The 22,586-nt window shown below is 58.6% G+C and carries 29 protein-coding genes and 1 pseudogene; 15 read left to right on the forward strand and 15 right to left on the reverse strand.

All coding sequences use genetic code 11. From position 1 onward, the window contains the following. Positions 1 to 174 precede the first annotated feature (174 nt). The 4 genes from puuD to BVU99_RS17870 are packed head-to-tail and all read left to right on the forward strand — an operon-like array spanning position 175 to position 4,294. Complete coding sequence (gene puuD / locus BVU99_RS17855) at positions 175 to 936, forward strand: gamma-glutamyl-gamma-aminobutyrate hydrolase (protein ID WP_025302552.1); 762 nt, start codon at positions 175 to 177, stop codon at positions 934 to 936. Further along, positions 933 to 1,490: an HTH-type transcriptional regulator PuuR gene (gene puuR, locus BVU99_RS17860; protein ID WP_016928041.1), complete on the forward strand. Its 558-nt coding sequence runs from the start codon at positions 933 to 935 to the stop codon at positions 1,488 to 1,490. The genes puuD and puuR overlap by 4 nt, the downstream gene beginning before the upstream one ends. Positions 1,491 to 1,505: 15 nt before the next feature. Then, positions 1,506 to 3,002 (forward strand): aldehyde dehydrogenase PuuC, encoded by a 1,497-nt coding sequence (gene puuC / locus BVU99_RS17865; RefSeq protein ID WP_099817342.1) that lies wholly within the window; start codon positions 1,506 to 1,508, stop codon positions 3,000 to 3,002. Positions 3,003 to 3,013: 11 nt separating this feature from the next. Next, positions 3,014 to 4,294 carry an FAD-binding oxidoreductase gene (locus BVU99_RS17870; protein WP_025302550.1) on the forward strand — a complete coding sequence of 427 codons (1,281 nt, stop codon included), beginning with the start codon at positions 3,014 to 3,016 and terminating at the stop codon, positions 4,292 to 4,294. 44 nt (positions 4,295 to 4,338) lie between these two features. Here the strand turns inward: BVU99_RS17870 and BVU99_RS17875 are convergent, their stop codons facing one another. Both BVU99_RS17875 and BVU99_RS17880 read right to left on the reverse strand, forming a co-directional pair. Beyond that, complete coding sequence (locus tag BVU99_RS17875; protein WP_016928044.1) at positions 4,339 to 5,094, reverse strand: SDR family oxidoreductase; 756 nt, start codon at positions 5,092 to 5,094, stop codon at positions 4,339 to 4,341. A gap of 315 nt (positions 5,095 to 5,409) precedes the next feature. Continuing rightward, positions 5,410 to 5,838, reverse strand: a complete 429-nt coding sequence (locus BVU99_RS17880; RefSeq protein WP_025302548.1) for a universal stress protein — start codon at positions 5,836 to 5,838, stop codon at positions 5,410 to 5,412. A gap of 253 nt (positions 5,839 to 6,091) precedes the next feature. Between BVU99_RS17880 and BVU99_RS17885 the strand changes: the two genes are divergently transcribed. Then, a complete protein-coding gene (locus tag BVU99_RS17885; RefSeq protein ID WP_016928046.1) occupies positions 6,092 to 6,769 on the forward strand; it encodes an isochorismatase family protein in 678 nt (225 codons plus the stop codon). Positions 6,770 to 6,982: 213 nt separating this feature from the next. Here the strand turns inward: BVU99_RS17885 and BVU99_RS17890 are convergent. Both BVU99_RS17890 and cspA read right to left on the reverse strand, forming a co-directional pair. Continuing rightward, a pseudogene (locus BVU99_RS17890) lies at positions 6,983 to 7,060 on the reverse strand. Between the two features lie 114 nt (positions 7,061 to 7,174). After that, positions 7,175 to 7,387, reverse strand: coding sequence for an RNA chaperone/antiterminator CspA (gene cspA, locus BVU99_RS17895; RefSeq protein ID WP_025302547.1), 213 nt, complete (start codon positions 7,385 to 7,387; stop codon positions 7,175 to 7,177). A 376-nt stretch (positions 7,388 to 7,763) separates the two neighbouring features. Between cspA and BVU99_RS17900 the strand changes: the two genes are divergently transcribed. Then, positions 7,764 to 8,387, forward strand: coding sequence for a LysE family transporter (locus BVU99_RS17900; RefSeq protein WP_099817341.1), 624 nt, complete (start codon positions 7,764 to 7,766; stop codon positions 8,385 to 8,387). Here the strand turns inward: BVU99_RS17900 and BVU99_RS17905 are convergent. From BVU99_RS17905 to BVU99_RS17915, 3 genes are all read right to left on the reverse strand, one after another. After that, a complete protein-coding gene (locus BVU99_RS17905; RefSeq protein ID WP_025302545.1) occupies positions 8,377 to 9,021 on the reverse strand; it encodes a Qnr family pentapeptide repeat protein in 645 nt (214 codons plus the stop codon). The genes BVU99_RS17900 and BVU99_RS17905 overlap by 11 nt on opposite strands. 75 nt (positions 9,022 to 9,096) lie before the next feature. Then, the gene (locus BVU99_RS17910; protein ID WP_099817363.1) at positions 9,097 to 10,170 is read right to left on the reverse strand and encodes an SMP-30/gluconolactonase/LRE family protein; all 1,074 of its coding nucleotides are present in this window, start codon (positions 10,168 to 10,170) and stop codon (positions 9,097 to 9,099) included. 152 nt (positions 10,171 to 10,322) lie between these two features. Then, positions 10,323 to 10,532: a hypothetical protein gene (locus BVU99_RS17915; protein WP_004941260.1), complete on the reverse strand. Its 210-nt coding sequence runs from the start codon at positions 10,530 to 10,532 to the stop codon at positions 10,323 to 10,325. 142 nt (positions 10,533 to 10,674) lie between these two features. Here BVU99_RS17915 and BVU99_RS17920 point away from each other — a divergent pair, with 142 nt between their 5' ends. Next, positions 10,675 to 11,025: a GFA family protein gene (locus BVU99_RS17920; protein ID WP_047575702.1), complete on the forward strand. Its 351-nt coding sequence runs from the start codon at positions 10,675 to 10,677 to the stop codon at positions 11,023 to 11,025. Positions 11,026 to 11,038: 13 nt separating this feature from the next. On the opposite strand, the gene BVU99_RS17925 is transcribed toward BVU99_RS17920, so the two are convergent. The 5 genes from BVU99_RS17925 to BVU99_RS17945 all read right to left on the reverse strand — a co-directional run bounded on the left by BVU99_RS17925 (position 11,039) and on the right by BVU99_RS17945 (position 15,413). After that, positions 11,039 to 12,211, reverse strand: coding sequence for a Gfo/Idh/MocA family oxidoreductase (locus tag BVU99_RS17925; RefSeq protein WP_099817340.1), 1,173 nt, complete (start codon positions 12,209 to 12,211; stop codon positions 11,039 to 11,041). 14 nt (positions 12,212 to 12,225) lie between these two features. Continuing rightward, a complete protein-coding gene (locus BVU99_RS17930) occupies positions 12,226 to 13,149 on the reverse strand; it encodes a TIM barrel protein (RefSeq protein WP_099817339.1) in 924 nt (307 codons plus the stop codon). A 186-nt stretch (positions 13,150 to 13,335) separates the two neighbouring features. Next, entirely contained in the window at positions 13,336 to 14,367 is a 1,032-nt protein-coding gene (locus tag BVU99_RS17935; protein WP_038629231.1) for a LacI family DNA-binding transcriptional regulator, read from the reverse strand. Positions 14,368 to 14,439: 72 nt separating this feature from the next. Next, positions 14,440 to 14,856: a DUF2000 domain-containing protein gene (locus BVU99_RS17940; RefSeq protein WP_004941246.1), complete on the reverse strand. Its 417-nt coding sequence runs from the start codon at positions 14,854 to 14,856 to the stop codon at positions 14,440 to 14,442. A gap of 98 nt (positions 14,857 to 14,954) precedes the next feature. Further along, on the reverse strand, positions 14,955 to 15,413 hold the full coding sequence (locus tag BVU99_RS17945; RefSeq protein WP_043141449.1) for a hypothetical protein: 459 nt from the start codon (positions 15,411 to 15,413) through the stop codon (positions 14,955 to 14,957). Positions 15,414 to 15,645: 232 nt separating this feature from the next. Between BVU99_RS17945 and BVU99_RS17950 the strand changes: the two genes are divergently transcribed. After that, complete coding sequence (locus tag BVU99_RS17950; RefSeq protein WP_099817337.1) at positions 15,646 to 16,857, forward strand: MFS transporter; 1,212 nt, start codon at positions 15,646 to 15,648, stop codon at positions 16,855 to 16,857. 64 nt (positions 16,858 to 16,921) lie between these two features. Here the strand turns inward: BVU99_RS17950 and BVU99_RS25160 are convergent, their stop codons facing one another. Beyond that, positions 16,922 to 17,059, reverse strand: a complete 138-nt coding sequence (locus tag BVU99_RS25160; protein ID WP_162837928.1) for a hypothetical protein — start codon at positions 17,057 to 17,059, stop codon at positions 16,922 to 16,924. A gap of 294 nt (positions 17,060 to 17,353) precedes the next feature. Between BVU99_RS25160 and BVU99_RS17955 the strand changes: the two genes are divergently transcribed. Both BVU99_RS17955 and BVU99_RS17960 read left to right on the forward strand, forming a co-directional pair. After that, positions 17,354 to 18,472 carry an AI-2E family transporter gene (locus BVU99_RS17955; protein ID WP_025302537.1) on the forward strand — a complete coding sequence of 373 codons (1,119 nt, stop codon included), beginning with the start codon at positions 17,354 to 17,356 and terminating at the stop codon, positions 18,470 to 18,472. A gap of 93 nt (positions 18,473 to 18,565) precedes the next feature. Next, positions 18,566 to 18,778, forward strand: a complete 213-nt coding sequence (locus tag BVU99_RS17960) for a hypothetical protein (protein WP_099817336.1) — start codon at positions 18,566 to 18,568, stop codon at positions 18,776 to 18,778. Here BVU99_RS17960 and BVU99_RS17965 read toward each other — a convergent pair. Then, positions 18,775 to 19,194: a GNAT family N-acetyltransferase gene (locus tag BVU99_RS17965; RefSeq protein ID WP_099817335.1), complete on the reverse strand. Its 420-nt coding sequence runs from the start codon at positions 19,192 to 19,194 to the stop codon at positions 18,775 to 18,777. The two genes, BVU99_RS17960 and BVU99_RS17965, sit on opposite strands and share 4 nt — an antisense overlap. A gap of 146 nt (positions 19,195 to 19,340) precedes the next feature. On the opposite strand from BVU99_RS17965, the gene BVU99_RS17970 reads away from it, so the two are divergent. Next, entirely contained in the window at positions 19,341 to 19,631 is a 291-nt protein-coding gene (locus BVU99_RS17970) for a hypothetical protein (RefSeq protein ID WP_025302534.1), read from the forward strand. Between the two features lie 168 nt (positions 19,632 to 19,799). Further along, the gene (locus tag BVU99_RS17975) at positions 19,800 to 20,336 is read left to right on the forward strand and encodes a GNAT family N-acetyltransferase (RefSeq protein ID WP_025302533.1); all 537 of its coding nucleotides are present in this window, start codon (positions 19,800 to 19,802) and stop codon (positions 20,334 to 20,336) included. A gap of 116 nt (positions 20,337 to 20,452) precedes the next feature. On the opposite strand, the gene tolA is transcribed toward BVU99_RS17975, so the two are convergent. Further along, positions 20,453 to 20,893: a cell envelope integrity protein TolA gene (gene tolA / locus BVU99_RS17980; RefSeq protein ID WP_043141467.1), complete on the reverse strand. Its 441-nt coding sequence runs from the start codon at positions 20,891 to 20,893 to the stop codon at positions 20,453 to 20,455. Between the two features lie 346 nt (positions 20,894 to 21,239). Here tolA and BVU99_RS17985 point away from each other — a divergent pair, with 346 nt between their 5' ends. From BVU99_RS17985 to uspF, 3 genes are all read left to right on the forward strand, one after another. Further along, the gene (locus tag BVU99_RS17985) at positions 21,240 to 21,473 is read left to right on the forward strand and encodes a YgdI/YgdR family lipoprotein (protein WP_099817334.1); all 234 of its coding nucleotides are present in this window, start codon (positions 21,240 to 21,242) and stop codon (positions 21,471 to 21,473) included. Between the two features lie 12 nt (positions 21,474 to 21,485). After that, positions 21,486 to 21,713: a YgdI/YgdR family lipoprotein gene (locus tag BVU99_RS17990; protein ID WP_025302531.1), complete on the forward strand. Its 228-nt coding sequence runs from the start codon at positions 21,486 to 21,488 to the stop codon at positions 21,711 to 21,713. Positions 21,714 to 21,931: 218 nt separating this feature from the next. Then, entirely contained in the window at positions 21,932 to 22,381 is a 450-nt protein-coding gene (gene uspF, locus BVU99_RS17995; protein ID WP_025302530.1) for a universal stress protein UspF, read from the forward strand. The last annotated feature ends 205 nt before the right edge of the window (positions 22,382 to 22,586 follow it).

Raw genomic sequence — 22,586 nt, forward strand, 5'->3', positions numbered from 1 at the left:
CGTCTTGTTCAATATAATGCCCACAAATGAAACGTAGATGAAACAAATTTGTTTTGCAAGTGTTACTTTTGGTTTGAATATTGCCCAATCGACTGCTAGATTTATAGAATATTGAACGAAATCGGCGGTGGAGAAGCTTATCGTTCATAATTTCGAACGTACCAAGGGGATAGCATGGACAATATATTTAACAGACCAGTCATTGGCGTCGTCATGTGCAGGTATAGGTTAAACGGGCACCTCACACAGACCTTGCAAGAAAAGTACCTGAATGCCGTTATCACCGCCGGCGGCTTGCCGATCGCCCTGCCGCACGCGCTGGCGGAGCCGGAAATGCTGGCGGAGCTGCTGCCGCGCCTCGACGGCATTTTGCTGCCGGGCAGCCCCAGTAATGTGCAGCCGCACCTTTATGGTGAAAACGGCGATGAGCCTGACGCCGATCCTGGCCGAGACGCGTTGAGCCTGGCGCTGATCCGCCAGGCATTCGACAGGCGCATTCCCCTTTTCGCCATTTGCCGCGGCATGCAGGAAATGGTGGTCGCCACTCAAGGCACCCTGCATCGCCGCCTGTACGAACTGCCCGAGCTGCTGGAGCATCGTGAAGATCACGACCTGCCGCTGGAACAGCAATACGCCCCCGCCCACGAAGTCATCGTTCAGGAAGGGGGGCTGCTTTCGCAACTGATACCGGATTGCAACAGATTCTGGGTGAACTCGCTGCACGGCCAGGGTGCCAAAACCCTGGGCGCGAGCGTTCGCATCGAGGCGCACGCCGCTGACGGGCTGGTGGAGGCGATCAGCGTGCGCGATCAGCCTTTCGCGCTCGGCGTGCAGTGGCACCCCGAGTGGAACAGCGACGAGTATGCCCTGTCGCGCCTGTTGTTTGATGGTTTCATCACCGCCTGTCGGAACTATCAAAAGGAAAAACGCCCATGAGCGACGTCAGCTTGGCACCGGGAAAACGTCTGTCGCAGATCCGTCAACAATTGGGGTTGTCGCAGCGCCGGGTCGCCGAACTGTCTGGGTTAACCCACAGCGCCATCAGTACTATCGAGCAAGATAAGGTCAGCCCGGCCATCAGCACGCTGCAAAAGTTGCTGACGGTGTACGGTCTGTCGCTGTCGGCGTTTTTCGCCGAGCCGGAAAAACCGGCTGAGCCGCAGATCGTGATAGACAGCGACGACCTGATCGAAATCGGCAGCCAGGGCGTTTCGATGAAGCTGATCCACAACGGCGACCCGAATCGTACGCTGGCAATGATGATCGAGACCTACGAACCGGGCACCACCACCGGCGAGCGCATCAAACACCAAGGGGAAGAGATCGGCACGCTGCTGGAAGGCGAAGTGGTGCTGCAGGTCAACGGCCAGAGCTATCACCTGCTGGCCGGGCAGAGCTACGCCATCAATACCGGCATCCCCCACAGTTTCAGCAACACGTCGGCGCGCATTTGCCGGATTATCAGCGCCCATACGCCGACGACATTCTGATCAACGGAGCCAGGCATGAACTTTCACCACTTGCAGTATTGGCAACAACGGGCCCAGGCCCTGAAGATTGAGCACCAGCTGTTTATCGACGGCCGCTACCAGCCGGCCGCCGCGGGGAAATGTTTCGCCGTGGAAGATCCCGCCGGTCGCCGTGAGCTGGCACAGGTCGCACGTGGTGAAGCCGCCGACATCGATCGGGCAGTCAGCGCGGCGCGCGCCGCCTTTGAGCGTGGCGACTGGGCGCAGGCCGCCCCGGCGCAGCGCAAAGCCACGCTGCTGCGTTTCGCCGATCTGATGGAGCAGCATCACGAAGAGCTGGCGCTGCTGGAAACGCTGGACACCGGCAAACCCATCCGCCACAGCCTGCGCGACGACGTGCCGGGCGCCATCCGCTGCATCCGCTGGTACGCCGAAGCGATCGATAAGGTCTACGGCGAAATCGCCCCCACCGGCCGCGAGGCGCTGGCGCTGATCGAGCGCGAGCCGATCGGCGTGGTCGGCGCCATCGTGCCCTGGAACTTCCCGCTGCTGCTGGCCTGCTGGAAACTCGGTCCGGCGCTGGCCGCCGGCAACAGCGTGGTACTCAAACCCTCCGAAAAATCGCCGCTGAGCGCCATCCTGCTCGGCAAATTGGCGCAGCAGGCCGGGTTGCCGGACGGCGTGCTGAACGTGGTGCCCGGCTATGGCCACGACGCCGGCAAGGCGCTAGCGCTGCACCGCGACGTCGATGCCCTCACCTTCACCGGCTCCACCCTGGTGGCGAAACAGCTGATGATTTACGCCGGCGAATCGAATATGAAGCGTGTCTGGCTCGAGGCCGGTGGCAAAAGCGCCAACATCGTCTTTGCCGACTGCCCGGATCTGGATCAGGCTGCCCGCAGCGCCGCCGCCGGCATCTTCTACAATCAGGGACAGGTGTGCATCGCCGGCACTCGCCTGCTGGTCGAAGCGAGCATTGAGCAAGCGTTCCTGCAGGCGCTGCGCAAACACGCGGCGGCCTTCGTGCCCGGCGATCCGCTCGATCCCGACACGGTGATGGGCACGCTGATCGACGGCGGCCACTGCGAGAAAGTGGCCGGCTATATCGATCGGGGGCTGAGCCAGGGCGCCGCGCTGTTCCTCGACGGGCGCGACCATCCGCAGGGCGACCACGCCGGCTATCTGGGGCCGACCATCCTCACCCGGGTGGACAATGCCATGAGCGTGGCGCGCGATGAAATCTTCGGCCCGGTGCTGGCGGTGACCACCTTCGACGACGAGCAACAGGCGCTGCAGCTGGCCAACGACAGCGACTACGGCCTCGGCGCCGCGGTCTGGACCCGCGATCTGGCGCGCGCGCACCGCATGGCGCGCCAACTGAAGGCCGGCACGGTGTTCGTCAACAACTACAACGACGGCGACATGACCGTGCCGTTCGGCGGCTACAAGCAGAGCGGCAACGGCCGCGACAAATCGCTGCACGCGCTGGACAAATTCACCGAATTGAAAACCACCTGGATCTCGCTGGAATAAGGGCTTATCTCATGACTGAACACGTAAAAAGCTACTATGCGGCCACGGCCAACGCACATCAGCCCTATCCGCAACTGAATGAATCGATCGAATGCGACGTCTGCGTGATCGGCGGCGGCTATACCGGCCTCTCCTCCGCGCTGTTCCTGGTGGAAGCCGGCTATAACGTGGTGGTGCTGGAAGCGGCTCGCATCGGTTTCGGCGCCAGCGGCCGCAACGGCGGCCAGTTGGTCAACTCTTACAGCCGCGACATCGATGTGATTGAAGAGCGTTACGGCGCGGAAAGCGCCCGCCTGCTCGGCAGCATGATGTTCGAAGGCGCGGAGATCATTCGCAGCCGCATAAGCCGCTACGCCATCGACTGCGACTACCGCCCCGGCGGCATCTTCGCCGCCCTGAACAACAAGCAGTTCCATGCGCTGATCGAGCAAAAGCGCAACTGGGAGCGCTACGGCAATACCCAGCTCGAGCTGCTCGATGCGGATCGGGTGCGTCAGGAGGTCGCCAGCGATCGCTACGTCGGCGCGCTGCTCGATCACAGCGGCGGCCACATCCATCCGCTCAATCTGGCGCTGGGCGAGGCCGAGGCGATCCGCCTGCAGGGTGGGCGCATCTTCGAGCAATCGGCGGTGACGAACATTCGCCACGGTGAACCGGCGCTCATCAGCACCGCCAACGGCCAGGTGAAGGCGCGCTTCGTCATCGTCGCCGGCAACGCCTACCTGGGCGATAAGCTGGAGCCGCGGCTGGCCAAGCGCAGCATGCCGTGCGGCACTCAGGTGGTGACCACCGAACCGCTAGCGCCGGAGATCGCGCAGGCGCTGATCCCGCAGAATTACTGCGTGGAGGACTGCAACTACCTGCTGGATTACTACCGCATCACCGCCGATCATCGTCTGCTGTACGGCGGCGGCGTGGTATACGGCGCGCGCGATCCGGACGATATCGATAACCTGATCCGGCCGAAGCTGCTGAAGACCTTCCCACAGCTGAAAGGGGTGCGCATCGACTATCGTTGGACCGGCAACTTCCTGCTGACGCTGTCGCGCATGCCGCAGTTTGGCCGGCTGGAGAATAACGTGTACTACATGCAGGGCTACAGCGGCCACGGCGTGACCTGCACCCATCTGGCGGGCAAGCTGATCGCCGAGCTGATGCGCGGCGACGCCGAACGCTTCGACGCCTTCGCCAAGCTGCCGCACCTGCCGTTCTTCGGTGGACGCAATCTGCAGATCCCGTTCACCGCCATCGGCGCGGCCTACTACACGCTGCGCGACCGCATCGGCGTCTAAAAACAACAGGCCCGGTCATCCTGGCCGGGCCGGTAGGTTAACGCTTAGACGATCTTCGGTTGGCCGTCCGAGGCGGTCGCCCCGCCATCGACCGGAATGTTGGCGCCATTGATAAAGCTGGCGTCGTCGCTGGCCAGAAACGCCATCACCGCCGCCACTTCTTCCGGCTCCGCCGCACGCCCCAGCGCGATGCGCTCATTGAACTTGTCGCGGATCTCCTGCGGCCAGCCGTTGGTCATGTTGGTTTTGACCAGGCTCGGGCAGACCGAGTTGATGCGCACGCCGTCACCGCCGTGATCCAGCGCCATGGCGCGCGTCAGGTTGACCACCGCGCCTTTCGCCGCGCAGTAATAGGCCGCACCCCAGTCGCCACCCAGGCCGGACACCGACGCGGTATTGACGATACAGCCCTTGGTTTTCAGCAGGTGCGGCAAGGCAAATTTGGAACAGAACACCACGCCATCGATATCGACCCCGGCGATGCGACGCCAGTCGTCGATGCTGGTTTCCAGCACGCTGCCCGCCACGTGTACGCCGGCGTTGTTCAGCAGGACGTCGATGCGGCCCAGTTTTTCCGCCACCTCGTTCATCATTTTTTCAACCGCGACGTGATCGGAAACATCGATATGCACCGCCATCGCGCGGCCCTTCGGCAGGGAAGCGGCGACCTTGTCTACCGCTTCCTTGGCCCAGTCGGCCAGCACCACGATGGCGCCCTCGGCGGAGAAACGCCGCGCCGCCGCTTCCCCCATACCATTGCCCGCACCGGTGATAACCACGACTTTATTGTCAAAACGCATGAGACCTCCTCCATGTGAACGTATTTATATAAGTCATACAAATCTCATTACCCCGAGGATAAGACGCCCCTCCCCTGAGAGCCAGTCAAAACGTGCGGTTTATTAACCAAAAGGAGGTATGTCAGTGATTTCAATGCGCTGGATTAACCTTTATCGGATTTTGGCCAACATATTGATGGATAAAATAAAATCACGGTTAGTCACTATTCGTCAGGTGGATTGTCAGCTAGCGGGATTATTGCGGGTAGGCGGTTATGGCCGCTCAGAGATAAGCGATACGAATGAAAAAAGGCCGCCGCCCGCAGGCGGCGGCGACTATTTTTTCTCGATGGGGACAACCAGCAGATCGACGTTCAACTCATTGATCGCCTGACGCGCCGAAGAAACCAGCCGGCTCCAGACATCGTGGTGATGGCCGAAGATCACCAGATCGAACCCTTTCTCTTTCGCAACCCGGTTCAGCTCTTCCGTCAACGCGCCACGGCTGACAATCACCTCTTCGACCGGGTAGGACGACTGCCCTTTGATCGCATTGAGCATATTCTTCACCCGCTCCGAAAAGGTGCGATCGGTGTAGTTGTAATCTCCCACGCCCAGATCGACGTAATAGCCGGCGCGGTGGATGTCGATATAGATCAGGGAAAGTTTGGCATGGAGCGCGGCAGCCAGCCTGGCGCCCTTGCCCAGCAGAAACTCGGCGTCTTCGCTGAGATCCGTGGCGACAACGATATGCTGATAAGCCATGACGGTGGCCCTCCGCGTCAAACCCATGAACAGGATGGCGTTCCTTGCCGCATGTTTCTTATGCACCTTAAGTTTAGCCCAGCGCCGAGCCCTTCGCCTGCGTCAAAATCGTTCCATTTATGGAACGATGTATCCCGACTTCAGGCTCTACCGGATTTCTCTCTTCTCCCTACACTATAGGCAAGTGCTGAGTTTCAGCCTTATCAATCAAAGAAGATACCCACTGACCTCACGACGAGAAAAGGAAAACACCATGAGCACTCCAGCCAACTTCAACGGCCAGCGTCCTGTTATTGATGCCAATGACGCAGTCATGCTCCTGATCGACCACCAGAGCGGCCTGTTCCAGACCGTCGCCGATATGCCGATGACCGAGCTGCGCGCCCGCGCCGCCGCCCTCGCCAGCATCGCTACCCTCAGCAAACTGCCGGTGATCACCACCGCCTCGGTGCCGCAGGGCCCCAACGGCCCGCTGATCCCGGAAATTCACCAGAATGCGCCGCACGCGCAGTACGTCGCCCGTAAAGGGGAAATCAACGCCTGGGACAACCCTGACTTCGTAGCGGCGGTCAAGGCCACCGGCCGCAAGACCCTGATCATCGCCGGCACCATCACCAGCGTCTGCATGGCCTTCCCGTCCATCAGCGCGGTGGCCGAAGGCTATAAAGTGTTCGCGGTGATCGACGCCTCCGGCACCTACTCGAAAATGGCGCAGGAAATCACCCTGGCGCGCGTGGTGCAGGCCGGCGTGGTGCCGATCGACACCGCCGGCGTCGCCTCCGAGCTGCAGGGTAGTTGGAATCGTGCCGACGCTCAGCAGTGGGCCGAGGTCTACACCAAAATCTTCCCGGCCTATCAGCTGTTGATCGAGAGCTACCTCAAGGCGCAGGACGTGGTGAAAAACAACGAACTGCTGGACTCGCAGCGTTAAAATCGCGGGCATAAAAAACCCCGGCTAAGGCCGGGGCTATTGATCATGTGCCGGTGGCTTTCCCGGCTGTCATGTTATGGCGTAAGCGTCCATCCAACACTCCAACATTACGCAGCCTAAGCACAACTTTTTCACAACAGAAAAAAAGACTGAAAAGTGGCATTATTATTTATGCGATAATCTGTTTTTCTGTTGCCAATAATAATTAATTATTGGAACGTCATCGAGGAATCGAACCCCAGTCCGCCAACGAATATTTCGCTGCCGCTCTTCCTGCTGAGCTAATGACGTATCGATAAAGACTCCGGGCGAACCCGGAGTTTATTCAGGCTAAAGGTGTTATTTCTTAACTGCTCCGGCTTAAACCCTCATCGCTGTCGTAAGAAACCGCACCTCGACCGAAAATTACAACGCGACCACGTTGCCGGCAGAAGGACCCTTCATACCCTTTTCGATAGTGAACTCAACCTGTTGGCCTTCGTCCAGCGTTTTGAAATCGTTGCTCTGGATAGCAGAGAAGTGTACGAACACGTCTTTGCCGCCGTCTGCCGGGGTGATAAAGCCGAAGCCTTTCCCTGCATCAAACCATTTTACCAAACCCGTCATTTTAGTAGACATAGAGATATTTCCTTTATATTTTTGCGACGCCATAGGGCGATAGAGGTCTGTTTTTATTGGAAACTTATGGGGCACTAGAGAAGAAAATTCGCGGAAGAAGAGGTATCTGGGAGATATCACTAACACTGAGAACTGCTTTACTAAAACTGCTTTCATAAGGTCTGTATGACAAACCGATGACGCTATTTACACACAGCTAATTTATTTAAGCAAGATATATTTTAAATTATATTCATATGGCTCATAAATTTATTATCGCAAAAGGCCGCTGACGCCTGTCGCTACGGGCAGGTAAAAAAAGGTTTCACCCTGCTGGATCATATCGGCGATTCATTATAAAACTAAGGCTAACTCGCTGCTTACAGGCCGTTAACCGATGATCGATATGCCAGCCGTGCTCGCCGTTTTCACCGTCTATATCGTTGGCGTGGTGATCCCCGGCCCCAATTTTGTCGCCGTCGCCCACAAAGCCGTTTCCGCGCGCCGCAGCGAAGCTTTCGCTCTGGTGGCGGGCATTGTCTTGGTCAACCTGTTCTGGGCGAGCAGCGCCCTGCTCGGCGTCGGTATAATTTTCGCCTTGTTCCCCTGGTTGGCGCTGGCGGTAAAAGTGGCCGGCGCAGGTTATTTGATTTGGTTCGGTTATCGGCTTATCGCCCATGCAGCTCCCGGCTCAGGGGTTATCGGCGCGGCGGGTGGGGTGAACTCCGGCTTCAGATCGGCATTCTTGCAAGGGGTCGCCACCAACATCGCCAACCCCAAATCCGTCGCCTTTTACGCCGCGGTGTTTTCGTCGGCGGCGCCTGCCCATGTCTCCATGCCCACCTTCGCCGCCATGCTGCTGGAGGTCGCGGTAGTCGCTAGCCTGTGGTATGGCCTGGTGGCGCTGGTGCTGTCGCACGCGCCGATCGCCAGCGCCTACCGACGCAGTAAAGCCTGGATCGATCGCGCCTGCGGCGTGCTGATCATCAGCCTGGGCTTCAGGCAGCTCTTCAGCCGATGATCGCGATCCCGAGCCGCTCCAACAGCTGCGCGGCCTGGTGGCTGTCCATTTTGACGCCCTGCAGATCGGTAGTGCGCAAATCCAACTCGCCCAGTTCCGCGTTGCTCAAATCACACTGGGTGACGTCGGCGGCACGCCAGTCGAAACCGGAGAATTCGCCGCCGGACAGATCGGAGCCGCTGAAGCTGGCGCCGAGCACCTGTGCGCCGTGCCAGCGGTTTTCCCACAGCTCGCATTTCTCCAGCACCACCTTGGCGAAGTTGGCATAGCTCAGGTTGCTTTTGGTGATATAGGCGCTGCAAAACCAGGTGCGGCTGGTGATCATGTTCATAAAGCTGGTGCCGCGAAAATCGGCGCCCTGCGCGCGGCATTCGCGGATCTCGATGCCCAACGCGTTGGCATGACGAAAATCGGCCATCGATAAATCACAGCTTTTAAAACTCGCGTCTTTCAGTATCGCGCGGCTGAAGTTGCCGCCCTGTCGGCTGTCGCGATCGTAGAATTGGCAGCCGATAAATTCGGTGCCGGTCAGATCGGCACCCGAAAAATCACACAGCATAAAGCTGCCGTTTTCAATCTTCTCGCCGGTAAAGCGGTTACGTTCGATCTTCTCACCCTTCAGCGCCAGGCTCATTGCAATACCCCTGTTTATTTATACAGCCAGGGCAGCATTTAATCCTATTCCGACAAGGTTGGCAACCGTCGTCGATCAGCGTGCCTCAGCCGCAGGCCGTGCTAACGCCACCTTGACGATGCTGAACGTCCTGATGCTCTCCGCCTGAGCGACGTCAGCAAACAGTTTGGGGTAACGGGAGTTGACCACCCACACCTCGCCATCGCGCAACGCGGCGCCGGTCGGCCCATCCAATCCCGGCGGCGTGGCGACCGCGGCGACATGGGCGCTGGCCCAGCCGTCGGCCGAGGCGAGCAGCGTCACGTCGCCGGACATGCTCCCCTTTTCAGCCGGAAAAGACTGTACGATCACCAATTCGTTGGCGTTTTTGAGCCGCAGCCCGTCCGGCCCTTTCAGCCGATGCGGCAGCCTGATTTCACTTATCGCAGGCGTGTTATCCAGCGTCACCTTCCACAGCAGCCCGCGGGTGTAGTCCGACGCAATCAGGTAGCCATCCGGGTGATACACGATGCCGTTGAGATAAGGCTGTGTGCCCTGCGCAGCGGCGGGTGCGTCGGCGGGCAGCAGAAGCGATGAGCGCACCAGGATCGACACGTGGCGCGTTGCCCGGTCGATCTTGTAAATCTGCGGCTGGAAGCTGTCGGTTACGTAGATATTGCCCTGCGCATCGAGCGTCAGATCGTTGGCCAGCGTCGACCCACGGCTTAACGATGAGAGATCGTACGTCTGCTGCAGCGCGCCGGTATCGAGATTGAACTCCAGCACCTGCGCCACGCGATTGCGCGTGCCAGGGGCTGAATGGAGGGAGACGCCCACGTCTTCGTTGCATACCAGCACCCGGTTGCGCTCGGTGTCCACCAGCATGCCGGAGGTGGTAATCAGTCCCTTGTCGGTGGAAAACCGCCGATAGCGGCCATCCGGGTAGACCAGGCCCAGCTGGCCACCGCGCAGGGAGGAGATCAGGAACGCACCGGCGCGCGGCTCCCAGGCGATGCCCTCAGGGTAGGCGCCGGCGGGATCCGGCGAAAACTCGATGCGTTGCGTGGCCTGCGCCTGCATAACGACGCCGAGAAGCAGTGTGGCGCCGGCCAGCTGGGTGACGCGCCGGCGGCGCAACAATAAGAAAGACAAGAGACTGAAGCGGAACATGAGCATGACCCTGATGAGGACTCGGATCGCTAGAGTAGGATCGCGCCGCTTACGGCACCAGCCGGGAAAAAGGCAATGCGCCACTAAAAAAATCGCAGTAATCAGCGCAAAAAAAACCGCCCGATGCGGGCGGTTGAGGTGACGGCGAACCGTTACTTCAGAGCTTCCTGAATGGCGTCGGCCATTGGGCCGATGTGCTTTTCCGCCGCTTTCAGCTGGAAGTCCACGCCGTTGCCGTCGTTGGTATCCGACAGCGTGGCCTTGATCAGTTCCAGCGCCGCCTGCACCGCCACCAGCCGTTTGTGCTGTTCGTCCGTGACCGGTTCGGCGCCCATATTGGCCGGATAGTAATGTTCTAACATCGCGATCTCCTTTTGATGACGTTAACCTCTAACCTACCAGAAAACCGCGCATTTACTAAGGAAACCAAGCCGGGCGCGGCCGAGTGACGATAAATTGCACTATACTGGGCAAACACTCCCCCCCTGATACAGGATCATCGCCATGTCATTCCAGGGAAGCTGCCACTGTGGCGCCGTCACCTTCTCCGTAGACGCCGAACTGCCCACTGAAGCCCTCAGCTGCAACTGTTCTATTTGCCGCCGCAAAGGGCTGCTGCTGTCGTTCTTCCCCATCAGCGCTTTCACGCTCAACAGCGGTCAGGACCAGCTCAGCACTTACACTTTCAATCACCACAGGATCCGCCATCAGTTCTGCCGGACCTGCGGTGCCCAGCCCTTCGCCTACGGTACCGCGCCGGACGGCGCCGCGATGTGCGCCGTTAACCTGCGCTGCGTGCCTGACGTCGCGCTGGATGCGTTACAGATCCACCGCTACGACGGGGCCAGCGTCTGAGCGAATCGCGCACTCAGTCGAAGGCAACCCAGCCGGCGTCGGTTTCAGCGGATTGCACGCAGCGCGCCACCCACTTCACGCCCAGTGCGCCAGCCTGCACGTCCGGGTACCAGAAGTCGGCCAGGAAGGCCGCGTCGCGCCGATCGGTGGCGTCCATCGCCAGCGCGAAGCGGCGGTAGAGATTCGACCAGGCTTCAAACAACCCCTCCGCATGACCGCCGCCGATGCGATCGTCCGCCAACGCCGGCGCATCGAGATACGGCATGCCGCGCTCCAGGATCCGCACCGGCTCGCCCTGCACTTCGAAGCGTAGCTGATTGGGTTGTTCATCCCACCACTCCAGGCTAGCCTTTTCACCGACGATGCGCACCTTTTGACCGTGCATCGAACCGCAGTTGACCGCCGAACACCACACGGAGCCGACGGCGCCGTTGTGATACTCCATCAGCACATAGGCGTTGTCCTCCAACGGCGCGCGCGACGGCACAAAGCTTTGCCGGCTGCAGATCAACCGCCGGATCTTCAGCTGCGGCGCCATGGTTTCCGCCAGAAACAGCGTGTGGGTCGCCAGATCGCCCAGCACATAGCTGGGGCCGACAAAGCGCGGATCGACCCGCCAGCGAGTGCTGGGATTATCCTGCTCCACCGGCGCGGCGTGAAAGCCGTGAGCGAACTGCATATTCACCAGCCGGATTTCCCCCAGACGGCCATCGGCAATCATCTGCCGGGCCTGTAAAATCATCTGGTGCCCGGCATAGCCGTAGGTCACGCCGATGACTTTGCGCTGCCGCTCGCACAACGCCGCCAGCGCCTGCGCCTCATCGACGCTGAAACACAGCGGCTTCTCGCACACCACGTGCAATCCCGCCTCCAGCGCCGCCCGGCAAATAGCGTAATGGGTGTTGTTCGGCGTGGCGATCGAGACCGCTTCAATGCCGTCCGCCCGCGCGGCTTCGGCGCGGAACATTTCGGCATAATCCGCATAACAGCGCTCCACCGCCACGCCCAGACTCCGGCCAAAATCACGCCCGCGTTCGGCGTCAATGTCGAACGCGCCGGCCAACAGAGTAAACGCGCCGTCGCGCAAGGCCGCCGAACGATGGATGTAACCGATCTGGCTGGTGCCGCCGCCGCCGACCATGCCCCAGCGCAACGATCTCGCCAAAGGTTTGCTGCCGTTGATCATCGTGTTTCTCCTGATTAAAAGCCGAGGCCGCGCAAGTAGCGCAAGCTGGCGGTGACGTCCTGCAGGCTGCCCTGCACATTGCGCGGATCGCGTTCCTGCTCGATAGTGATCCAGCCCCGGTATCCGCGCTCGGCCAACAGCGCGCGCAGCTGCGGATAATCGATCGCCCCGCTGCCCAACGGGCACATGACGCCCTCGGCGCAGGCGGTGAAAAAATCGACGCCGCGCGCCAGCACCTCGCGGAACACCTGCGGATCGACGTCTTTAAAGTGCAGATAATCGAGACGTTCAAAGTGCTTGCTCAACCAGGCAGCCGGGTCCAGCCCGGCGTAATACAGATGGCCGGTATCCAGGCACAATCCGGCGGTGTGATGCGGAATGTCCGCCGCCAACCGGTCGATTTCGTCGGCGAACTCGATGCAGCCGCCGGCGTGCGGATGCACCACCGGCCGCACGCCGTATTCCCGCCAGGCCAATTCGCTGATGCGCGTAATGTGCCCGATCATCCTCTGCCACTCTGCCTGCGACAAACGCGGCGCTAAATCTGAACGCCCGGCGAACCTGGCGCGTTGCGGATTGCCGAAATCGATAATCACCAAGAACGGCGGCGCGGCGCGATCGCCCTCGGTCGGCTCCGCCCTGGGCGCCCGCGAGAGGTTGCGGCATATCCGATGAGTCAGGGCCAGCAGGCGCTCAATGTTCGCCTCGCTGACCAGATCGTCAAAAATCGTACCGGCCACCAGCGACAGGCGATGCTGCTCCAGCGCGGCGCACAGCGCCTCGCTCTGCGTCGGCAGATAGCCCCACGGCCCCAGCTCGATGCTGCGGTAGCCGGCCGCCGACGCTTCTTGCAGAACCGTGGCATAGGGCGGCAAATGGGGGTTGTTAGGATCATCCACGCCCCAACTGCAGGGCGCATTGGCGATAGGCAAAGTCATGGCGACGGCTCCTTTTTTGCGGGGAATGCCGGCAGTATCAAACAAAAATTCCAAAATCATCAATAATGAAAATTTTATTTTTTGATAGAGATCGCGCTATTTTTGATAAATTATTTGATAGTTTTTAATCAAATTCAGGCGGCACCTGGCTGCGCCCTGACCTCGGCAAACACCACTCAGCGGCCGTCAGAGGTTTTCTTTGGTGATCACATCGAAGCGATTAATGATGTGGCGTAATCCCGGTTGTTCATCGGCAGCGAGCAGCGTCTCGACAATCGTGGCGGCCAACTCAGAAATGCGGTGACACAGCAACAGATCCACCGTGCCGTCGAGCAGCGCCATTTCACCGCCCTGCACCGGGCCGTGGCACACCAGCGTGATGTCGCGCTGCCGGCCGCTCTCTCGTAACGCCTGAATAATGCCCTCTACACCGCCGCTCGGCGCGTACAGCGCCGCCAGCTCCGGGTGGTTCGCCAGCAGTTCACGCGTGACCCGGCGCGCCGTTTCCGCGTCCTCGAGGCTGCGCACCGGTTCCAGCACACGCTGGCCGCTCATCTGCTCACGCAGGTAGGAGCGAAAACCGATCTCGCAGGCTTCCTGGCAAGTAAAACGGTTGTCGCCGATGATCACGCCAACATCTCCCTGACGCCGGCACAGACGGTCCACCGCCCAACCGGCGGTGCGGCCCGCTTTTTGATTATCCAGACCGATGTAGCCGGCGCGGCTGGGCACCGATAAATCCGACAGCAGCGCGAAAACGTTGATGCCCGCCTGCGTGGCTTCTTCTACGGCATAGTGGATCAGGGGGTGATCCAGCGCCAACACGCCGATCGCGTCCACCTGGCGGCTCAATTGGCTAATGGCGGCGGCGGTATCGCCGATGGCATTGAGAGAGTGGAAGATGAACTGCGGCGGCTGCCCCGGCTCATGATACGGCGCCGCTTGCACCATCAGTTCATCAGCCAGTTGCGCATAGAAAGAGTGTTCGCGCCGCAGTAGGATGAACCCCATTCTCAGGCGGCGTTCCGGCCTGCCCAGCACCGCCGACAGGCAGTGGGACTTTTCCAACGCGAACCCCAACTTTTTCGCCGCCTCAATCACCCGGCGCTGGGTGGCGGGCCGCACCGACGCGCGTTGGTTGATCACCCGATCGACGGTGGCGATGCCGACCCGCGCCTCTCTGGCGATGGCCGCCATGGTGGTTTTCTTGCCGCTCATGTTCATCTCCATCAACGATTTGATGGAAAAATATCATAGACGTTGCCGCCCCTGATGTGATGCCGTTCGCGATTAACGGTAGACGGAGAACTTCTTGGTGAGCGGCTTAAGCTGTTCAGTGTCGCCGTAGAGCGCCACCGCCACGAAGTCCAACTGCTCGTAGGGGGTATTGGCGGTGTCGGCGATCTGTTGTTCGGCGGAGTGCGACAGCATGGTGGTGGTGAAGAAGTTGGACAGCACGCCCTCCTCCTTGCACTTGAGGATCAGGTTGCTGAGCTGGCTGCTGTTCTTGGCCTGCAGGATGACGATCGGGTAGTGGCTCATATTGGCGCTGACGCCGTCGAGGCTGCTCGGGTAGTGGTGAAACTCGCGCTGCTCGATAAGATCGGTGATGCCCGCCGTCAGATGGCAGGAGGCGTTAAACAGAGTGGCCGGTTCGTGGTTGCGGTTGAGGATGATGTAGAATTTTTTCTCGTTATCGCTGTACATACTCTTCTCCTTGAATAGACAACCCTTTTTACCCAAGCCAAGGGCGGTTTTCAAGGCGAGATAAGGGCCGCGTCCGGCCCCGTGATGACGTTTCAGCCTCAGATCCCGCCTTCGCCCGGGCCCAGCGGCTGCGCCACCTGATGCAGCACGGTGATGTTCTGCAGGATAGTGCCGCCGTCAATCGGTTTCATCTGGCCGTCGCGATCTTTATAGTGCGTCGGTTTGGCGCCGTGGAAGAACAGGCCAGCGTTAACCTGCACGCCCAGATAGCCTGCGCTGGCCGGCAGGCGCTGCACGTCGGTCCAGGGGTTGGAAACCGGCACGTACTGGAAGCCCTCGCCCGTCTTGGCGTATAGCGGGCGCAGCAGCGTGACAAAGGCCATCATCGGCGACAGCGCTTCTTTAAAGATCTGCACCGGCCGATCGACCGTCATCAAGAAACCCTGCGGTTGCTCCTCAACCGTGTCGAGGCTCAGGCTGCTGCTGATATCATCACCCCGGCCGCCATAGCTCCACTCCATCACCGGCGCTCCATTTTCATTCATCATCTCTGACATACACTGCTCCTTATAAATAAAATTGATCGGGCACGCTCGCTGCGTGCCGGAACAGTAAACCGCTGAACGGACACCCGCGTCCACGCAGGGTGGTACGCTGGCGAACCAAACAACGAGGCGCGCAAAATAAAGCTCGAAATGAATAATTTCCCCGCGTGACAGCGCAGCATTTGAACGACTTCTGTTGTAGCGCAGACGCATAGTGAGGGCGTTACCGCCTCAGGAGAGTGTTATGACCGCGATTAAACCGGACGCCATCGACCGCGTCCTTCCCGCCGCTACGCCCTGGCTAGCCGTCATCAACGTGCTGTTCGCCGGCATCGCCGCGGCGCTGCACGTAGGTAAGGCCACCATCGCGCTACCGGCGCTGCAGGCCGAATTCGGCCGTTCGCTCGAAACGCTGAGCTGGGTCATCTCGGCCTTTCCTTTCGTCGGGGTGTTCGGCGGCATCGCCGCCGGGCTGCTGGTGCGCCGCTGGGGCGATCGGCGCCTGCTGGCGGCGGGGTTACTGATCGTCAGCGCCGCCAGCTTTACCGGCGCCACGCTGCACGACTTCAACGGATTGATCGTCAGCCGCTTTGTCGAAGGCCTCGGCTTCGTGATCGTGGTGGTCGCCTCGCCGGCGGTGCTGAACCGCATCGTCGCCCCGGCGCAGCGCAGCCTGGTGTTCGGCATCTGGAGCACCTTCATGCCGGCGGGCATCGCCATTTCATTGTTTTTCGGCCCCCATCTCGCCGGCTGGCAACAGAGTTGGCAGGCCGGTGCGGCGTTGACGCTGCTGGCCGCCCTGCTGCTGCCGCTGACCACGCCCCGACGCGCCGCCAAGACGCACGTTCCGCCGTTGCAGCTGCGGCATGCGCTGGGCGCGATGCTGCGGGCACGCCAACCGCTGTTGCTGGCGCTGATGTTCGCCACTTACAACCTGCAGTTTTTCTCGGTGATGACCTTTCTGCCGATCTTCCTGATGCAGCGCATCGGCCTGTCGCTGGCGGCCGCCGGCGGCATCAGCGCAGCGGCGGTGGCGGCGAACATCATCGGCAACCTCGCCGCCGGGTTCTTGCTGTCGCGCGGTCTGCGGGCCGGTAGCCTGCTCGCGGCCACCAGCCTGGTCATCGGCATCTTCGGCATCGGCATTTTCCTGCCGATGACGCCCAACGGCCTGCTGATCCCACTGTGTTTCCTGTTCTGCGCCATCGCTGGCATGCTGCCCGCCACCATTCTGGCCGCCACGCCGGCGGCGACGCCGGAGCCCACGCTGTTGCCGCTGAACCTGGGGCTGGTGATGCAAGGGAACTATCTCGGCCAGGTGATCGGCCCGGTCGCGCTGAGCGCCATCGTGGCCGCAGCCGGTTGGGTGGCGCCGGCGTGGCTGGTGCTGGCGGCGGCCCTGTTAGGGGCGCTGTTGGCGCTGGCTTTTCTCAGCAGGCGGCATAATGCAGGGTGATAAGCAGAAAAGTCGTTCTGTTTGTTATAAGCGGTACTGAATTTTCCCTGGTGCAGGTGCCTGCCTATCGCGAAGGATAAGGCCAATGATGATCGAGACCCGACAATGACAATGCGCCAGTGGCCGCGAAATACACCAACAGGCCGGCAAAGGCGATCAGTAGCGTTTTCTCGATGACACCGAGTCGTTTGTGTTCAGTCATTTGCATACTCCTTCGTGATATCGGACGAAAGGCCGCCCTCCTAAAAACTAGGAAAGCCTGGCGCAGGCGGCAAGCGCGGCTCACAAAATGAAACACAATCGATAAATTTTGTTAATTATTTAGCCCTCTTTCTTTTCTCGCGCCGCCGCCTGTTCACCCTGCAGCGCCCGCCTTTCCCTTAGTAACCCTATGGTATACGCCGTTAAAAATCCCCTACCGGTTAAGTAAAGGTGATGATAGTGTTGTTTTCATTCAGTTCATCTATGCTGAAAATTCATCTTTTGAGGGACGACTATGATGTCTAAAGGCATTTCCAAGGGATTCTTTATTCTGATCCTGTTCATCGTTACCGCCGCCTTTCTCGACGTGCTGGGGCCTTATTACTCCTCAGTGCTGTGGGCGGTTATTCTGGCGGTGATTTTCCATCCGGTGAAAAAGAAGTTGAAGCAGTACGTCGGCGAACGCAACGGCGTAGTGTCGCTGCTGACGGTGGCGCTGATCTGTCTGATCGTGTTCACGCCGTTGGCGATCATCGCCTCATCGCTGGCGATGGAATTCAACGTGATCTACACCAAGCTGCAAACCAACAACAGCCAATTGCCGACCATGCTGGCGGACTTTATGCGTCACCTGCCCGGCTGGGCGCAGCGCTTCCTGGCGGAGCATAACCTCAACAGCGCCGCCGAGATCCAAAAGCAGCTTTCCGACGTGGCGCTCAAGGGCGGGCAATATCTGGCGGGCAGCGTCTTCCTGATCGGCAAAGGCACCTTCAACTTCGTCGTCGGCTTCGGCGTGATGCTCTACCTGCTGTTCTTCCTGCTGAAAGACGGCCCCTATCTGGTGAACCTGGCGCTCGAAGCGCTGCCGCTCTCCCAGCACGTGAAGCACCACCTGTTCGTGAAGTTCGCCGCCGTCTCCCGCGCCACCGTCAAGGGCACGGTGGTGGTCGCCGTGGTGCAAGGTGCGCTCGGCGGGCTGGCATTTTACTTTACCGGCATCGACGGCAGCCTGCTGTGGGGCGCGCTGATGGCGTTCCTGTCGATCATCCCGGCCGTGGGCTCCGCCATCATCTGGGTGCCGGCGGTGATCTACTTCTTCGCTACCGGCATGCTGTGGAAAGCCATTTTCCTGGTGGTGTTCTTCGTGGTGGTGATCGGCCTGGTGGACAACATTCTGCGCCCACTGCTGGTAGGCAAAGACACCAAAATGCCGGACTACCTGATCCTGATCTCCACCCTGGGCGGCATGGAGATTTACGGCATCAACGGCTTCGTCATCGGGCCCTTGATCGCCGCGCTGTTCATCGCCTGCTGGAACATCCTGTCCGGCCGCGACAGCGAGGAGAACATCGAAGAGATCGACGAAGAATTCATCGAGGAAGGCAAAAATCATCCCGACGCGGCGGCGGAGTAACCCTCTCGCAGCGAATCACACAGGGGCCCAATTGGGCCCCTTTTTTTGTCTGTGGTATCCTTGCCGCGCTTACAAGGAAGAACGGGTTTCGTTATGCTTATTTTTTACGCCACGCTGGCTATCGCCTTCACTCTGCTGTGCCTGTTAGCCTTTATCTATTGCGCCTATCAGCTGTCAAAGCACGGCGACGTCAGGTTTTTGGCCTCGCTTTCCGTGCTGCTCTTCGCGCTGCTGGCCTTCTATGCCGCTTATGGCTACGTCAGCACCTGGCTGCAACAGCAGGCAGTCGATGTCCGGCTGTATTAGCACGCCGGGATAAAAAAGACCTGCTCCGGATCGCCGTCATCGAGATTGTCAATTTGGCCGCTGGCGACAAACCCGGCGTTCAACAGCAGCCGCTGCATCGGCAGGTTGGAACGATTGGTGGAGGTGAACAGCTTCGGATGTCGGCAATGGGATTTCAACGCCGCAATCAGCGCCTGCCCGACGCCCCGGCGGCGATAGCGCTCGCCGACCATCAGCATCTCGACAAAGCCGCAGCCGAAGAAGTGATAGTGCAGCACAGCGTAGCCCATCACCACGCCCCGTTCTTCGGCAAGATAGCAGACACTCTGTGCGCACCAGGTGCGGATCTGCGCCGCGCGCTGCGGCTCGCCTTCGGCGACGCTGTCGAGGGCGATCAGGGCTGCGGCATCGGTTTCAGTGGCAAGACGAACACACATGTTTACCCCTTCATTCTGATGGGTGACGGCGACACCGCTTCAACGAAACGGCAACCGAAGCGGGATAACTTTTACATCCCCGCCGAATTTTGTAATCCTATTATAGAGTTACTAAAACACACGCCAAGGAAGGAAAGCTTTTCCCGATGAGAATACCGCAAATCTCCGCCGCCCTGCTGTTTACCCTGCTGCTGGCGGGCTGCCAGTTCCACAAAACCGTGTTCCCGCCGCCGTATATCGGCACCCCGCAAGAGATCAGCACCTACGAAGTGAAAGGGCTGACGTTCGTCACCACCGTCACCTTCAGCGGCCTGTTCGCCGAAGATCTGGTGCGCGAATACGCACAGAAACATCACTATCGCTACTATGTGGTAACGATGCGCAGCAACGGTTTTAAAGATCGGGCCGAGCGCGTGAGCGCGATGATGTATCGGTAATACCAAACAAGTAGCCGGCGCGTTAAACCCAATGATAAAGTGATTTGCGACAAAGAGCTTGCCCGCACCTTAGCCGTAACCTTGTCATCTGCGCGCCAAGACGGGAAATTATCGCTCGTTCTCTCAGGGTAACATTACGATACGCTGCAACGCAGAAAAGGAACCGTTATGCCTTTACTCCCTGCCGTGCACATCGAAACCGAACGGTTGATATTACGTCCTCACAACCTGGCCGATTTCGATGCCTGGTATGCCATGTTTACAGATAAGGAACTGTTCAAATTTATCAGCGCCCCCAATCTTTCACCTGAAGACGGTTGGAATAGACTACTGCGCTATATTGGCCACTGGTCGGTTTTCGGCTATGGGCTGTTCGCCATATTTCGCAAAGTGGACGGACAGTTCCTGGGCGAGACCGGGTTGGCGGATTTTCATCGGGGTCTAGGCAATGACTTCGATGGGAGCCCTGAAGCCGCATGGATTATTGCCCGGGAGGCCCAAGGTCAGGGAGTCGCGCAAGAAGCGGCTGCCGCAGCGCATCAATGGATTGACAGCACGTTATCACCCGCTCAAACAGTTTGCCTTATCGGTGAAAACAATCGGCCTTCCGTTAAAATAGCTCAACATCTGGGTTACCAAATATTTGGCCAATGCGAATACAAAGGAGCATCTTGCTTAAAACTAAGACGGACAATAAAGACTTAAATCTAAATCCACCAGCCGCACAGGCTGGTGGAAGTCACGTGAACACCTAAATTTTTTACTAAAAGATCCCGCTGCAAAACACTGCGTTATCCCAACCCCTTATTTCATCTAGCTGCTTAAGGACGCAGTTGCAACGTGATAATTTGGAACGCATTATGGGCCTCTGCCGTCGGCGGCTTAGGGAAGCGCGAATCGGCAATTGCCTTCATGGCGGCGCGGCAAAGATCCGGATCGCCTCCTTCAGTTCGAACACCGATTGGCATACCGTCCGGCGCCAGCGTGATACGCAATGTGCAACGCTTGCCCGAGTAGGCTTCGGCATCTTTCAAATGGCTTTGAATCACGGCCTGCAACTGGGCGATATAGCGTTCTTTCTCTTTTCCCGGTGCCGGCGCCTTTGGGTCGCCAAGATTGGCGAAAAGATCGTCAACCTTTTTATTTTCCGGATTGCTTTGGCTGGGGGCAGTACTCTTGGCACACCCCGTTAATGCCAGTGCGAACATTCCCGCCAATAATATGGCGGCGCCGGTTTTGTAGCCTGAATGCGTAATTTTCATATCCCTGTCCTTATGGATGATTATCAGCCAAATCAACGTGGTATTTGACAAGATCCCCGGTCAATACTTATACAGAATTCACGTAAAACCGCCAATGACATCAAGCTCTGGCACGCGGAAAATCGTGAGTAGATGATGATATGAAACCCTAACCCCATCGGCGGGCCGTACGCCTGAAGGCCATGACTTATCGACACCCCTCGAATGGGCAATCACTCCATCAATAAATTAAGAAATTCTTAATTTTTTATCGCATTAAAAGCACTTTTAACGCTAGCAATCTGGAGATTCTGCCTATACTTACTTTCCTGCCATTAAATTCATTTAAGTAACCAGGATGGTAAGTATGAAAAGTAAACGACTCTTTGCCGCGCTTCTTACTGCGACCACGGTGATATTCATGGCGGGCTGCGCTTCCAATCAGGCGATTAAAACAACGGATGGCAAGACTATTGTCACCGACGGCAAGCCTCAAGTCGATAAAGATACCGGGTTAGTCTCCTACCGAAATGCAGAAACGGGCAAAACGGAACAGATCAATCGAGACCAGATTGCAAACATGAGTGAGTTGGATAACTAAAAGGAGCTTCAAATGAAAAAAGCGCTTGTTCTTCCCGCGATCGCCCTGGTTGCTATCGCCACACTGTCAGGCTGCACACGCACCAGCTACGCTATTCATACCCACGATGGCCGAACGCTCATCAGTGACGGTAAACCGAAAGAAACCTCTGCCGGTTTGCTCGGTTATACCGATGCCAATGGCGTTAAACAGCAAATCAACAAGACGGAAGTCAAAGAGGTTTCAGAGATCCCTCATTAAGGTTCCGATAATCTTAGCCCGCTAAAACCTAGGGAGCCCATGGCTCCCTCCCAACTCAAACACCAACCGTGCCTGCCCGCGTTTAATGAGAACGTCGATAACCACCTGACATTTCAGCAGACAACGTTCTCAGGTTTGCCATACGGATCTCCCCTTTCCCGGCGTCGAACGGCTATAATCCAAGAAGTGGAGTTATTTGATAACGATAAGGAGGGAGTATGTACAAAACTATTTTGGTTCCCGTGGATATTACCGAGCCGGAATTAACACAGCAGGTCATCCCGCATGTCAATGCGCTCGCCAGGCTCGAAGACTCCCACGTCCATTTCCTGGCGGTGATCCCGTCTCGCGCCACCTACGCGGCCTTCGGCTTTGCCGCCACCGCGGCGGTGGAAACCAAAGATGAAACTATTGCGGTAGCGACCGAGGGGCTGGCAAAAGCGGCGAAACAATTCAGCGTTCCCGAGGATAGAGTGACCACCCATGTGGCCGTCGGCGATCCCAAAGATCAGATCCTGGAACTCGCTGATGCGCTTAACGCGGAGATTATTGTGATGGGTTCCAACCGCCCTTCTGCAATGACTTACCTCCTCGGCTCGAATGCCACCGCCGTCGTCCGCCACGCCAATTGCCCGGTGCTGGTCGTGCGTGAATCGGCTAACGCTTGATATCTCTTACTCATTTGAACAATAAAAAACGGGAGCCCTAAGGCTCCCGCTCCCATTCAAGCGCCAAACACGCTTACATGTGTTTAATGATAGCATCGCAAGATTACTAGGCAGCGTTTGAATCTAGAGTGTATGACCAGCGATTTTCAACATTACTGATAACAACATCGATACATGGTCAATGCGATACTATCGGCCATAATCA

Source organism: Serratia sp. OLAL2 (genome assembly GCF_002752475.1).
GTDB classification, from domain to species: Bacteria; Pseudomonadota; Gammaproteobacteria; order Enterobacterales; family Enterobacteriaceae; genus Serratia; species Serratia bockelmannii.

Bases quoted from the DNA above. Each gene is read 5' to 3' on its own strand.
- BVU99_RS17930 (WP_099817339.1), bottom strand. From the start codon at position 13,149: ATGACTTTGCCTATCGCCAATGCGCCCTGCAGTTGGGGCGTGGATGAT.
- BVU99_RS17970 (WP_025302534.1), top strand. From the start codon at position 19,341: ATGAGAATACCGCAAATCTCCGCCGCCCTGCTGTTTACCCTGCTGCTG.
- puuD (WP_025302552.1), top strand. From the start codon at position 175: ATGGACAATATATTTAACAGACCAGTCATTGGCGTCGTCATGTGCAGG.
- BVU99_RS17885 (WP_016928046.1), top strand. From the start codon at position 6,092: ATGAGCACTCCAGCCAACTTCAACGGCCAGCGTCCTGTTATTGATGCC.
- BVU99_RS17880 (WP_025302548.1), bottom strand. From the start codon at position 5,838: ATGGCTTATCAGCATATCGTTGTCGCCACGGATCTCAGCGAAGACGCC.
- BVU99_RS17985 (WP_099817334.1), top strand. From the start codon at position 21,240: ATGAAAAGTAAACGACTCTTTGCCGCGCTTCTTACTGCGACCACGGTG.
- BVU99_RS17875 (WP_016928044.1), bottom strand. From the start codon at position 5,094: ATGCGTTTTGACAATAAAGTCGTGGTTATCACCGGTGCGGGCAATGGT.
- uspF (WP_025302530.1), top strand. From the start codon at position 21,932: ATGTACAAAACTATTTTGGTTCCCGTGGATATTACCGAGCCGGAATTA.
- tolA (WP_043141467.1), bottom strand. From the start codon at position 20,893: ATGAAAATTACGCATTCAGGCTACAAAACCGGCGCCGCCATATTATTG.
- BVU99_RS17945 (WP_043141449.1), bottom strand. From the start codon at position 15,413: ATGTCAGAGATGATGAATGAAAATGGAGCGCCGGTGATGGAGTGGAGC.
- BVU99_RS17900 (WP_099817341.1), top strand. From the start codon at position 7,764: ATGATCGATATGCCAGCCGTGCTCGCCGTTTTCACCGTCTATATCGTT.
- BVU99_RS25160 (WP_162837928.1), bottom strand. From the start codon at position 17,059: ATGACTGAACACAAACGACTCGGTGTCATCGAGAAAACGCTACTGATC.
- BVU99_RS17935 (WP_038629231.1), bottom strand. From the start codon at position 14,367: ATGAGCGGCAAGAAAACCACCATGGCGGCCATCGCCAGAGAGGCGCGG.
- BVU99_RS17915 (WP_004941260.1), bottom strand. From the start codon at position 10,532: ATGTTAGAACATTACTATCCGGCCAATATGGGCGCCGAACCGGTCACG.
- puuR (WP_016928041.1), top strand. From the start codon at position 933: ATGAGCGACGTCAGCTTGGCACCGGGAAAACGTCTGTCGCAGATCCGT.
- BVU99_RS17990 (WP_025302531.1), top strand. From the start codon at position 21,486: ATGAAAAAAGCGCTTGTTCTTCCCGCGATCGCCCTGGTTGCTATCGCC.
- BVU99_RS17905 (WP_025302545.1), bottom strand. From the start codon at position 9,021: ATGAGCCTGGCGCTGAAGGGTGAGAAGATCGAACGTAACCGCTTTACC.
- BVU99_RS17950 (WP_099817337.1), top strand. From the start codon at position 15,646: ATGACCGCGATTAAACCGGACGCCATCGACCGCGTCCTTCCCGCCGCT.
- BVU99_RS17940 (WP_004941246.1), bottom strand. From the start codon at position 14,856: ATGTACAGCGATAACGAGAAAAAATTCTACATCATCCTCAACCGCAAC.
- cspA (WP_025302547.1), bottom strand. From the start codon at position 7,387: ATGTCTACTAAAATGACGGGTTTGGTAAAATGGTTTGATGCAGGGAAA.
- puuC (WP_099817342.1), top strand. From the start codon at position 1,506: ATGAACTTTCACCACTTGCAGTATTGGCAACAACGGGCCCAGGCCCTG.
- BVU99_RS17920 (WP_047575702.1), top strand. From the start codon at position 10,675: ATGTCATTCCAGGGAAGCTGCCACTGTGGCGCCGTCACCTTCTCCGTA.
- BVU99_RS17960 (WP_099817336.1), top strand. From the start codon at position 18,566: ATGCTTATTTTTTACGCCACGCTGGCTATCGCCTTCACTCTGCTGTGC.
- BVU99_RS17910 (WP_099817363.1), bottom strand. From the start codon at position 10,170: ATGTTCCGCTTCAGTCTCTTGTCTTTCTTATTGTTGCGCCGCCGGCGC.
- BVU99_RS17975 (WP_025302533.1), top strand. From the start codon at position 19,800: ATGCCTTTACTCCCTGCCGTGCACATCGAAACCGAACGGTTGATATTA.
- BVU99_RS17955 (WP_025302537.1), top strand. From the start codon at position 17,354: ATGATGTCTAAAGGCATTTCCAAGGGATTCTTTATTCTGATCCTGTTC.
- BVU99_RS17925 (WP_099817340.1), bottom strand. From the start codon at position 12,211: ATGATCAACGGCAGCAAACCTTTGGCGAGATCGTTGCGCTGGGGCATG.
- BVU99_RS17965 (WP_099817335.1), bottom strand. From the start codon at position 19,194: ATGTGTGTTCGTCTTGCCACTGAAACCGATGCCGCAGCCCTGATCGCC.
- BVU99_RS17870 (WP_025302550.1), top strand. From the start codon at position 3,014: ATGACTGAACACGTAAAAAGCTACTATGCGGCCACGGCCAACGCACAT.